At 39.6% G+C, this 10,970-nt stretch carries 12 protein-coding genes; 9 read left to right on the top strand and 3 right to left on the bottom strand.

Annotated elements, in window-relative coordinates; genetic code table 11:
- From pdsO to H5088_RS17280, 3 genes are all read left to right on the top strand, one after another.
- On the top strand, positions 1–536 hold a 536-nt coding region (gene pdsO / locus H5088_RS17290), incomplete at its 5' end, for a sortase-associated OmpA-like protein PdsO (protein ID WP_182753919.1).
- Between the two features lie 46 nt (positions 537–582).
- On the top strand, positions 583–2,601 hold the full coding sequence (locus tag H5088_RS17285) for a marine proteobacterial sortase target protein (RefSeq protein WP_182753917.1): 2,019 nt from the start codon (positions 583–585) through the stop codon (positions 2,599–2,601).
- On the top strand, positions 2,598–3,203 hold the full coding sequence (locus tag H5088_RS17280) for a class GN sortase (RefSeq protein WP_182692556.1): 606 nt from the start codon (positions 2,598–2,600) through the stop codon (positions 3,201–3,203). Before H5088_RS17285 ends, H5088_RS17280 begins: the two co-directional genes overlap by 4 nt.
- Here the strand turns inward: H5088_RS17280 and H5088_RS17275 are convergent.
- Positions 3,098–4,057, bottom strand: a complete 960-nt coding sequence (locus H5088_RS17275; RefSeq protein WP_024597327.1) for a DMT family transporter — start codon at positions 4,055–4,057, stop codon at positions 3,098–3,100. The genes H5088_RS17280 and H5088_RS17275 overlap by 106 nt on opposite strands.
- Before the next feature lie 119 nt (positions 4,058–4,176).
- Between H5088_RS17275 and proB the strand changes: the two genes are divergently transcribed.
- The 5 genes from proB to H5088_RS17250 all read left to right on the top strand — a co-directional run bounded on the left by proB (position 4,177) and on the right by H5088_RS17250 (position 8,759).
- Entirely contained in the window at positions 4,177–5,280 is a 1,104-nt protein-coding gene (gene proB, locus H5088_RS17270; protein WP_024597326.1) for a glutamate 5-kinase, read from the top strand.
- 101 nt (positions 5,281–5,381) lie between these two features.
- On the top strand, positions 5,382–6,356 hold the full coding sequence (locus tag H5088_RS17265; RefSeq protein WP_182753915.1) for a GGDEF domain-containing protein: 975 nt from the start codon (positions 5,382–5,384) through the stop codon (positions 6,354–6,356).
- Positions 6,357–6,412: 56 nt separating this feature from the next.
- Entirely contained in the window at positions 6,413–6,772 is a 360-nt protein-coding gene (locus H5088_RS17260; protein WP_002961611.1) for a glutaredoxin domain-containing protein, read from the top strand.
- A gap of 39 nt (positions 6,773–6,811) precedes the next feature.
- Positions 6,812–8,296 carry a glutamate--tRNA ligase gene (gene gltX, locus H5088_RS17255; RefSeq protein WP_002961608.1) on the top strand — a complete coding sequence of 495 codons (1,485 nt, stop codon included), beginning with the start codon at positions 6,812–6,814 and terminating at the stop codon, positions 8,294–8,296.
- 163 nt (positions 8,297–8,459) lie between these two features.
- Positions 8,460–8,759, top strand: coding sequence for a hypothetical protein (locus H5088_RS17250; RefSeq protein WP_021032137.1), 300 nt, complete (start codon positions 8,460–8,462; stop codon positions 8,757–8,759).
- A gap of 16 nt (positions 8,760–8,775) precedes the next feature.
- Here the strand turns inward: H5088_RS17250 and H5088_RS17245 are convergent, their stop codons facing one another.
- Both H5088_RS17245 and H5088_RS17240 read right to left on the bottom strand, forming a co-directional pair.
- Entirely contained in the window at positions 8,776–9,168 is a 393-nt protein-coding gene (locus H5088_RS17245) for a hypothetical protein (RefSeq protein ID WP_039484976.1), read from the bottom strand.
- 108 nt (positions 9,169–9,276) lie between these two features.
- Positions 9,277–10,146 (bottom strand): CPBP family intramembrane glutamic endopeptidase, encoded by an 870-nt coding sequence (locus H5088_RS17240; protein ID WP_182753913.1) that lies wholly within the window; start codon positions 10,144–10,146, stop codon positions 9,277–9,279.
- Positions 10,147–10,258: 112 nt separating this feature from the next.
- On the opposite strand from H5088_RS17240, the gene H5088_RS17235 reads away from it, so the two are divergent.
- Positions 10,259–10,960, top strand: coding sequence for a DUF3581 domain-containing protein (locus H5088_RS17235; protein ID WP_182716070.1), 702 nt, complete (start codon positions 10,259–10,261; stop codon positions 10,958–10,960).
- Positions 10,961–10,970: the final 10 nt, after the last annotated feature.

The raw sequence follows: 10,970 nt of genomic DNA, 5'->3' as shown, positions 1-10,970 counted from the left end.
ATTCAAAAGTAGCTGATAACAAAATTGCAGAGCAAGAGCGTGCAATTACGGTTATGAAAGAAAAAACCAGCGATTACCAACTCGTGCTTAACCACAACAATATGTTAGAGCAACAGCTAGAAGTGCTTGCCAATCAAAATGAGCAGTTAACTCAAGTTCAAATTAATAACTTATTGGCGATGACGGTGCAATTTAAAACAGGTTCAAGTGTTATTGCCCCGCATTTTGCACTGCAGTTAGACCAACTCGTTACCTTGTTAAACAACCAACCACAACTCGCACTTGATTTAAGTGGCTTTGCCGATCAGCGCGGCGATGAGCAAGCCAACCTTTTACTTTCTAAAGCGCGTGTAAATGCCGTGCAAAGCTATTTAATAAAGCACGGTGTGAGCCATAAACGTTTAAGCACGCAGGCATTTGGCGAGCAGCAAACATTGGCTAACAGTAACACGGTGGAAGATAACTTTTTTGATAGACGCGTAACGCTTACCACTCGCTCAATGAACTCAGTAAATGGCCAAACGGCGAGTAACTAAATCTAACTGAATCTAAGTAAAACAAAGCGTTCGATGGAGTGATTTTATGTTGAGTAAACCGACCAAAATGCTTACTAAAGTAAGCATTTTTATATTCATAGTGATTGTGCTGTTAGCGAGCTTCAAAAGCCATGCGCAATCACCCAAGTTAGAGCTTTTTGATAGCAATGGTGCGCCAGCAGGCCCAGCAATAATATTAAAAAGCGACGCCAATATGACCTTAACTGGCCTGATTAATCATGTTGTAGTCACGCAAACCTATCAAAACGAAAACCCGTTTGCGGTTAATGCGCGCTACGTTTTTCCATTGCCTGATGAAAGCGCCGTACATGCCATGACTATGCGTATAGGTGAGCGAGTCATTAAAGGCCAAATTGATAAAAAGGTAGAGGCCGAAAAAAAATACGAGGAGGCTAAAAAAGCAGGTAAGCAAGCGGCCCTTGTACGCCAGCAACGCGCCAATATGTTTATTACGAATGTGGCAAATATTGGCCCTGGTGAGCAAGTAATTATTGAGCTTGAGTATCAAGAAATAATTGATTACAGCAGCGGCACATTTGCTATTAGATTTCCTACTACCATTACACCGCGTTATCACGCGATTAGTGGTGAAGTTGAGGTGAGTACTCAGAACCAAACGCACGTTAACTCACTCCCAACGGGATGGTTAAGCCCTGTTTACAGTATTAAAAGCAGTAATCAAAATGATAACGTACCAAGCAGCCAATTTAGCTTAAACATAGATATAGACGTAGGCTTAGAGCTGGTGGATATCAGTTCTAAATTTCACAATGTTGAGGTGCAAAACACCGCGTTTGGACAATATAAAATAGCGTTAAATGAGACAAATGCAGTTAATCGCGACTTTGTACTTGAGTTTAAACCGCTGCAAAAAGAGCAAGCTCAAGCCGCATTTTTTACTCAGCAGTTTGAAAATGGTGACCGATACGGGCTTGCTATGCTAATGCCACCAGGGGATCATTTCACACAAACACAGCGCTTACCTCGTGAAATGGTATTTGTAGTTGATACGTCAGGCTCTATGCATGGGCAATCTATGGAGCAAGCTAAAAAAGCGTTGTTTTATGCACTTTCATTACTTGATAGCGACGACAGCTTTAACATTATTGGTTTTGACAACATAGTAACTCCAATGAGCGATAAACCACTTATAGCCAGTGACTTTAATTTACGCCGTGCAGAGCGATTTATTTATAGCCTAGAGGCCGACGGTGGCACTGAAATACAAGGTGCGCTTAATGCCGTACTTGATGGTAGCGAGTTTGATGGTTTTGTGCGCCAAGTTGTATTTTTAACTGATGGCAGCGTAAGTAATGAAGATGCATTATTTAAAAATATTCAAAGTAAATTAGGCGATAGCCGCTTATTTACAGTGGGTATTGGCAGCGCACCGAATAGCTTTTTTATGCGCCGAGCGGCAGATATAGGTAAAGGCTCATTTACGTTTATAGGCAGCACAAGCGAGGTGCAACCTAAAATGCAGCAGTTGTTTGATAAGCTTGCACATCCGGCTATTACTAATTTGGGGCTAAGCGATGAAAGCGGTAACAGCTTAGATTTTTGGCCGTCACCACTACCTGATTTATATTTTGGTGAACCTATCATGGTCGCCATAAAACTTAATAATGCTAAAAATGTGGTACTTGCTGGGCAAACAGCACAAGGTCCTTTAAGTATTAAATTAAGTACACAAAATAGCTCAAGCGCTCAAGGTATAGCAAAACTGTGGGCGCGCCAAAAAATCAAGTCATTACTTTTATACAACGAGCAAAATACAGTTAAAGATGAAGTACAGGAGCTTGCGCTTACTCATCAATTACTTAGCCCGTTTACTGCTTTTATAGCGATTGAACAAACTCAAATAAAAGAAGTGGCAGAGCAAACGGCGCAAGCTACTAATGCAGTACCACAAGGTATGGCAATGCGTTTACCGCAAACCGATGGGCAAAGCAGATTACATATATTACTAGGCTGTATTTTATTATTGGGATTTAGCGCCCTTAAAATAAACCGATCATTTAAGTTAAGCAGGGCACGTAAATGAAAAAGTGGCTAAGCGCGGGTTTACTAATAGCTGGGCTTGGATTATTTGGTCACGGCGCTTATATGCAGGCAAAAGCGTGGCTTGCTCAAGTATTAATTGAGCAAGCATGGCAAGAGGCGCTTAAATCACCCGGCATTAAAGTAAAACCGTGGTATTACGCCGACAGCTACGTGACTGCAAAGCTTGATTGGCCAAGCCATAATAAAACATTAAGTGTATTAGCTGGAGCGAGTGGTCGCAATTTAGCGTTTGCGCCTAGCCAATTTTTACCCGCAGGGGAGCTGGGCGGAAAAGAGTTTGGAAACGAAAAAGGCGCGCTAATAGCAGGGCATAACGACACCCACTTTGCATTTTTACAACACGCCAAAGTGGGAGAGGCGTTTACTTTGCAACTGCAAAGTGGGGTGATTCAAAATTATAAGGTAACGGGGATTGAGGTTATTCATCAATCCCAAAACTCATTTTTACAAACACCTGGGCTGTATTTGCTTACCTGTTACCCTTTTGATTCACTTGCCTCGGGTACTGATTTAAGGTTGCTTGTATCTGCGCAAATGTCTTCGCCTGATTCGCTAAGCGGTATATCAACCACGAGTTCTTGATGGCGCTGGCTTACCATTACGCCAATAAATACCACAAATATGCTCAGCCATTGCCAAACGTTGAGCACTTCGCCCAAAATAATAGCTGACAAAATAAGTGTAAAAATAGGAATTAAATTAGAGTACGCAGCAGCGGTTAATACCGATACCTTGCTAATTGCATAGTTGTACATGCCGTAGCCGCCAAGGGTTACACACGAACCTAAATACAAAATGCTCATGAGCGCAGTTAAGTCGTGCTGGTTTTCGCTTGGTAGGTCGATAAAAAATAAAAACGGCGCAAAAAACAAGCTGCCGCTAATACCTTGCAAAGCAATTAAAGTCAGGGGCGAGTAGCGATTAGCTAAATGTTTAATACTTACGGTATAAAATGCAGCGCACACCATCGCCATAAGCTCTAAAAAGTTACCTAGTAACGGATTAGGTGCTTGGTCGGTACTTGGTGAAAGAAGCGTAAGTAAAATACTGCCGCCTATACACAGCGTAAAACCGACAACAATGGCTTTGCTTATATGCTCTTTAAGTAATACAAAGGCAAGCAACGCAATAATAATAGGCAAGCAAGAGACAATAACACCAGCCTGCGAGGCTGATGTGTATTCCATTGCATGGCCTTCAAATAAAAAGTATAAGCAAGGCTCAGCAAGCGACATACCCACTAAATACTTCCAGTCACCTTTTAAGTACTCAAACCGAATAACGTAGCGCCATAAACAAAGCGACAAAACTAACGTGGTGAGCATGCGTAAAAATATCACCAATGCAGGGTCGTAAATAGCAATGGCGTATTTGAGCGCAATAAAAGAGCTGCCCCATAAAAAGGTGGCAATAATTAAACATAAACTGGCAGGCATAGAGAGTAATTTACTTAATTTAATAAAATCAGATCCTAGCATGAAAATTTTTAACTTGTTCAAAAATACCGAGCTGGTATAAATTAATTCATCTTTAATTAATCAATAGTAAAAAGCACATGCAAAGGGAACAGGTAATAGTTGTAAAGCTTGGTACAAGCGTACTAACTGGCGGCACCGATAAGCTAGACAAAGCACATATGGTTGAATTAGTACGCCAATGCTGCGAGCTTAAAAAGCAGGGGCATCAGGTTATTTTAGTGTCGAGCGGCGCGGTAGCTGCTGGGCGCGAACAACTATTAAAACCCTGTGGCAGAAGCTTAATTGATAAACAAATGCTTGCTGCAATTGGACAAGGTCAACTTATTCATATTTGGCAGAGCTTGTTTGCTTTATATGGGGTAAATGTAGGGCAAATGCTGCTTACCCGCGCTGATGTAGACGACAGAGAGCGCTACCTTAATGCCCGCGATACACTCAATGCGTTATTAAATTACGATGTTGTGCCCATCATTAACGAAAATGACGCAGTCGCTACCAGTGAAATAAAAGTAGGCGACAACGATAATTTATCGGCACTTGTTGCTATTTTGGCCAATGCTAATAAATTATTGCTACTTACCGATCAAGAAGGGTTATTTACCAGCGATCCTCGCACCAATGCCGATGCCACCCTCATTGGTGAAGTAACACATATAAACGATGAGCTGCGCCAACTTGCTGGTGGCAGTGGTACAAACTTAGGTACTGGCGGCATGGCAACCAAATTACAAGCAGCCGACATTGCAAGGCGTGCAGGCGTTGAAGTCATTATTGCTAAAGGCGCTGGTAAAAACGTTATTTTAAAATGTATGAGTGACGAGTTACCTGGTACACGCTTTTTAAAACTCACCGCCCCAAAAGATGGCCGTAAAAAATGGCTACTAGCTGGGCCTAAAAGTACCGGCCAAATTGTTATAGATGCAGGTGCTATTAGTGCCCTTCAAAATAAAGGTGCAAGCTTACTTGCTAAAGGCGTTACTAATGCATTTGGACGTTTTGAAAGAGGCGATTTAATTGATTTAATAGATACTAAAAATCAAGTAATTGCACGTGGCTTAACGCGTTTTAGCAGTACCGAGGTAAATAAAATCAAAGGCGCACACTCAAATCAAATAGGTGAGTTACTTGAATACGATAGTGGTGCAGAAGTATTGCATCGCGACGACTTAGTATTACTTTAATACCTATTCTAAAGGATTAGTTAATAAGTATTACCTCATAACTTAGTAAATTCATGAGTATTGTCTAGACTAATAAAAGTTTAATTAGTTTAGGCAGTGTAATGAAGGCAAATAAGTGTGGGCACGAATGGATTATTAAGCTTACCCAGCAAGAGGAAGAAAGTGATTTAGATAGCGCATTAATACAAATAATTAGCGACTTGCTCGAAGTTGATAATTTTGCCATTTACGTCAATAAAAATTTTTCAGTCCCCATACCCCCTACTCTTATTAATTCAAACAGTAATTTAGAGCAATTAAGCCCAGATGAAGCATCATTGTTATTACAAAAGGTCACTCAAAATAAAATTAGGGTGAGCTATGCCTTTAGTAGCACAACAAGTTACGTGCCTATTTATCATTTTGGAAAAGTAGTCGGCACTTTATTAATAGAAACCGAGCAAGAATTACCAGAACGAATAACTATGTTAGCTGTACATATTTTAAATATTTATGCTAATCAGCTTGGGCTATTATATAAGTCGCGGTTAGATCCACTTACAGAGCTTTTAAATAGGCAAACATTTGATAAAAAAGTAATTGAGATTGTATCGGGTAACGGTTTTTTGTTACCAAGAAATGATAACAATAAAAAGCGACGTTGGTATTTAGCTATTGCCGATATCGACAACTTTAAAAATATTAATGATAACTACGGGCATGTAATTGGCGATGAGGTTATTTTACTTGTTGCACGGCTACTAAAAAATAATTTTAGAATTGAAGACTATGTATTTAGGTATGGTGGTGAAGAATTTGCTATGTTATTTCAAGCAGAAACAGAGGGTGATGCACATGTTGCACTTAACCGGTTACGCCTTAATGTTGCCCAATACCCTTTTCCACAAATTGGCCAATTAACCATTAGCATTGGTTTTTTAGAGTTAGTGAGTATTGATACTGTATCGAGTATTGTAAACCAGGCTGATTTAGCGCTTTACTACTCTAAAAATACTGGTCGTAATAGAGTTACCTCCTACAGTGAATTAGAAGTTAATAACGAACCAAAGATAGATAACAGTATTGAGCTTTTTTGATTGTAAATTTGTGCTAAAATCTGGCTCCTTAAATTGTTGTAAGCAGAGCACAGAACATGAAATTAGTTCGTTGGTTTTTAGGTTGTATAATCTTATTCTTTAATTTTGTATTTACTCCTCGCAGTAAAAAGCGTGCAAGCGACGAGCAAGCACAGCTTGATCAGCAAACCTCACAATTTAAACTGTACCAATTTAAAGCATGCCCGTTTTGTGTAAAAGTACGCCGCGCTATTAAGCGCGAAGGCTTAAACATAGAAACGCGTGATGCAAAAAATAATGAGCAATATCGTCAAGAGCTTCTTGAGCAAGGCGGCAAAGTTAAAGTGCCTTGTCTGCGTATAGAGAAAAATGGCCAAGTACAATGGCTGTATGAATCAAACGATATTATTGCTTACTTAAACAAAGTAGCTGCATAAACCACTTTTATTATCTCACTTATTTAAAGAGAATTTACCATGACAATTCGCACCCGTGTTGCCCCGTCGCCAACTGGTGACCCGCATCTTGGCACCGCTTATATCGCCTTATTTAACTACTGTTTTGCTAAACAACAAGGCGGTGAATTTGTACTTCGTATAGAAGATACAGACCAAGTACGTAGCACGCCAGAGTCTGAACTTGCGATTATGGATAGCTTACGCTGGTTAGGGCTTGAGTGGGATCATGGTCCTGATGTGGGTGGCGAATTTGGTCCTTACCGTCAATCTGAGCGTAGCGATTTATATAAAAAATACGCGCATCAGTTAGTTGACGATGGTAAAGCGTTTTACTGCTTTGCAACAAGCGAAGAGCTTGATCAAATGCGTGAAGAGCAAATGGCAGAAGGCTTGCGCCCTAAATACGACGGTCGTGGTTTAAACCATACAGATGAAGAAATTAAAGCAAACTTAGCGGCAGGCAAACCTTACGTTATACGTATGAAAATCCCAAGCGAAGGCACATTTAAGTTTAACGACTACCTACGAGATGAAATTGAGATCCCGTGGGAAAACGTAGACATGCAAGTGCTTTTAAAAGCGGATGGTTTCCCAACGTACTTTTTAGCGAACGTAGTTGATGACCACCATATGCAAATTAGTCATATTTTCCGTGGCGAAGAGTGGATTAACTCAGCACCTAAGTTATTAAAACTTTACGAAGATTTTGGTTGGGAAGCGCCAGTACTTGGTCATTTACCATTACTACGTAACCCAGATAAATCAAAGCTGTCTAAGCGTAAAAACCCAACGTCTATTAACTACTATAAAGAAATGGGTTACCTGCCAGAAGCCGTGCTTAACTACTTAGGTCGTATGGGTTGGTCAATGCCAGATGAGCGTGAAAAGTTCACACTTAATGAAATGATTGAAAACTTTGACATGAAGCGCGTATCGCTTGGTGGCCCAGTATTCGACGTGGATAAATTAAGCTGGTTAAACGGCATGTGGATCCGCGAAAATCTAACCGACGAGCAGTTAATTCAGCGCTTTGTTGATTGGAAGTTTAACGGTGAAATGTTAGCTAAAGTATTACCTGAGGCTAAAACGCGTATTAATACCCTTTCGGATATGGTTGAGCTGGCAGGGCACTTTGTAGGTGGTATTCCAACTTACGACCCTGCGCTATTAACAGCTGGTAAAGCAGACGAAAACGTAATACGCCAAGCACTACAATTTTTTGTATGGCAGCTAGAAGGCTTACGTAGCTTTGATAAGCCCGCTATTTTTGCAATTGCAAAAGAAGTGGCTACATTCCACGAGCTTAAAATTAAAGACTTTTTAGAGCCAATTTTTGTCGCAATTACAGGCAAAACATCAAGTACGTCAGTGCTTGATGCAATGGAAATATTAGGCTCTGACTTATCACGTGCTCGTTTACGTGTAGCGCTTGCTCATTTAGGTATTTCTAAAAAGCAGGCTAAAAATATAGAGCGTGCGTACCGCGAATACCCAAGTGCATAATTGCTAAACAATGTACTTTTAAAAGCCGAGCTTAGTAAAATAAGTTCGGCTTTTTTGTTTCAGGCTGTTTAGCTATATGACATCGTATTTTGATATTGTTTAGCCTAAGCATTCATAATTTACTAAATGCTACAATGCGGCATATAAACTCATAGGAGGCAGTATGATTGCAACCGTTAAAAACAAAGCTATTTTTAGCAGTAATACATTTTCGATAAACCTTGTTACTTACCCAACCAATCATAGCGTAATGAACCATATTGACCCTGTGCAGCAAGGGCGCTATTACAAGCTCAATTTTGTATTAGAGAAACCTAAAGCGGGTGGGGTATTTAAATGCTCAAAATGCATTATAAATTTATTTAATCGCGTGTATTTGTTCAGACCCGATAAGTACGAACACAGCGTATCTAAAATCGAGTCTGGAAAGCGTGTGCTACTGAGCTTTGCGCTTAATATATAATTTGCACTTTTACTTATTAATAGTCGTAGGCCTGTCCGGTGCATAAAACAGATAGGTCGCAATACGATACAGACGTTTCACTACAAGAATTAATAGTAAAAGCATTTCCGCCTCTGCGCATAGCATCAGCTTTAAGTAAATCAATCGCGTTTGATTTAGAGCGATTGTAACTTACATTATTGCTGCCCATACCGTCGCCATCACAGCTTTCACCTTCTATTCGGCCTAAAAGTGTTGCGCCACTTTCGTGTGCTTCTTGGTCGCTATAAAATTGCTGTAAATCTCTTTTATTAACGTAGGTGCCAATTTCTTGAGATAAAACACCGTTGTCTATATCTGTATGATAAGTCATGCCTGAACAACCCGTTATTGTGGCCAGCACTGTTATTGCCATTATAAAACGTAGCATATCTATTAGTCCTTTAATTTATTATTTAAATAAAGTAATAAATTACTAACAAAATCAAATGCTGGCAATGTTTGCCAACAGGTAAATTGTTAGCATTTGTAAATGTATTTAGATTTTACTGAGCATAGGGTAAGTAAACAAAAAGAAGTGGCAAACATTAACTAACCAATGGCATAAAATAGCCCACGCTAAGCGCTGCGTTTTATAAAAAATATAGCTATATCCTAAGCCTGCAATAAATGAAACCAATACATAGTTAAATCCTCCAGCAAAATGCGCCAAAGCAAACACTGCTGCTGTCATTATTGGAGCAAGTAGCGCTAGGCGAGGAGATGTGATTATTTGGCTAAGTTTGGTTTGTAATAAACCTCTAAACAAAGCTTCCTCAGTTACACAGGTAAATAAAAGATTAATAGCAATAAAGGCTAACCAAAAGTTGGGCACTTTTGGGTTAAAGCTTACAAGTCCAAGTGTTAAAGCCGCAGTGAGCGAAGCTAAAACAGTAGCAATAATTATAAAAATAGGTTGTTTAACGTTTAATGGGCCTGCTTTATTAGAGTCTGCTTTTAAAGCTTTTTTACTCGAATAAAAGTAAGCACAAAGGAATAACCCAGCCATAGCTTTATCAAAATTAGCATAAAGGGTAAAAGCAATCGCATCGCTTGTAATACGCTCATCTATAACAATAGAGAGGTTATTAAAACCAGGCACCCAATGAAGTGCTAATACCAGTGAGGAAATTATAAAAACAGTACCTAAAATAGCGCGTATTATTGCCCGCTTTGCATTTAGCACACAGTAGTATAAAACAACGTAAAGCCCAGTGCTGAGCAGAGCATACAAATTTATATAACCTTGAAAATACCCACTTACTACACTTAAAGCCATTAAGTAGTGCCAAAGGGGTTGCCGCATTATTGATATTTTGCAGTACGGAAAAACACATATAATTGATAGTGCTAATAAATAAAAGGTCATTGTTTTTTATTACTCTGTTTTATTTAGCCATTAATCTAACAGATTCGACCTCTCAATATTTTTTTTCTGGTAATATAGATAGGTTATAAGCAGTTTAAGCAGTGAACAAACTATGTTAAGTCCTTTTTTTCAGCAGCATGCTGATTATGTTTCTATCTCTCGTGAGCAGGGGTGTCGCTTCGCTAAATGCGTTGCTGATGATTACAATCCACTTCATGACAAAGATGCCAAAAAGTTTTGCGCGCCAGGAGACTTACTTTTTTCATTGGTACTAGACCGCTACGGTATTAGTGAACAAATGGAATTTACTTTTGCCGGTATGGTTGATGAAAACACCAAACTACATTTCCCTGAGGGAGCAGATGAGTTTGATGTTACCAATGGCGAAAAAGTAATTTTAAAGGTAAAGCGCAGCGGTAAAACCAGCCAATGCCCAGCACTAACTAATAGTCTAATAAAAAATTATGTTGAGTTTTCTGGTACTACCTTTCCGCATGTAATTATCCCATTAATGGGCAAGCAAGAGGTAATGATAAACCCTGCTCGTCCGATGGTAATTTACGAATCAATGCTTATTAATCTTGATAACCTTGATATAACAGCGCCAGTACTTGAATTTGCAGAGCCAAGCTTTGAGTACACTGGTAAGCGCGGAAAAATTACACTACGTTTTAACCTGTTAGAAAACGGCGTTAAAGTGGGTAGTGGTGAAAAGCACATGGTGGTTTCGGGTATTCGCGAATACTGCCAAGCAACAGTTGACGATTTAATAGCGTTTTACAACGAACGTAAAGCGACACTAAAGCCAGCTTAAAGCTACAGCA

The organism is Pseudoalteromonas sp. SR43-3, assembly GCF_014163875.1.
In the GTDB taxonomy this organism is placed as follows: domain Bacteria; phylum Pseudomonadota; class Gammaproteobacteria; order Enterobacterales; family Alteromonadaceae; genus Pseudoalteromonas; species Pseudoalteromonas distincta.
This window is presented reverse-complemented; position numbering and strand designations above follow the sequence as displayed.

What these genes read in the sequence shown, in the direction of transcription:
- H5088_RS17250 (WP_021032137.1), top strand. Translation starts at nt 8,460, where the DNA reads ATGATTGCAACCGTTAAAAACAAAGCTATTTTTAGCAGTAATACATTT.
- gltX (WP_002961608.1), top strand. Translation starts at nt 6,812, where the DNA reads ATGACAATTCGCACCCGTGTTGCCCCGTCGCCAACTGGTGACCCGCAT.
- H5088_RS17285 (WP_182753917.1), top strand. Translation starts at nt 583, where the DNA reads ATGTTGAGTAAACCGACCAAAATGCTTACTAAAGTAAGCATTTTTATA.
- H5088_RS17245 (WP_039484976.1), bottom strand. Translation starts at nt 9,168, where the DNA reads ATGCTACGTTTTATAATGGCAATAACAGTGCTGGCCACAATAACGGGT.
- proB (WP_024597326.1), top strand. Translation starts at nt 4,177, where the DNA reads ATGCAAAGGGAACAGGTAATAGTTGTAAAGCTTGGTACAAGCGTACTA.
- H5088_RS17275 (WP_024597327.1), bottom strand. Translation starts at nt 4,057, where the DNA reads ATGCCTGCCAGTTTATGTTTAATTATTGCCACCTTTTTATGGGGCAGC.
- H5088_RS17265 (WP_182753915.1), top strand. Translation starts at nt 5,382, where the DNA reads ATGAAGGCAAATAAGTGTGGGCACGAATGGATTATTAAGCTTACCCAG.
- H5088_RS17235 (WP_182716070.1), top strand. Translation starts at nt 10,259, where the DNA reads ATGTTAAGTCCTTTTTTTCAGCAGCATGCTGATTATGTTTCTATCTCT.
- H5088_RS17280 (WP_182692556.1), top strand. Translation starts at nt 2,598, where the DNA reads ATGAAAAAGTGGCTAAGCGCGGGTTTACTAATAGCTGGGCTTGGATTA.
- H5088_RS17260 (WP_002961611.1), top strand. Translation starts at nt 6,413, where the DNA reads ATGAAATTAGTTCGTTGGTTTTTAGGTTGTATAATCTTATTCTTTAAT.
- H5088_RS17240 (WP_182753913.1), bottom strand. Translation starts at nt 10,146, where the DNA reads ATGACCTTTTATTTATTAGCACTATCAATTATATGTGTTTTTCCGTAC.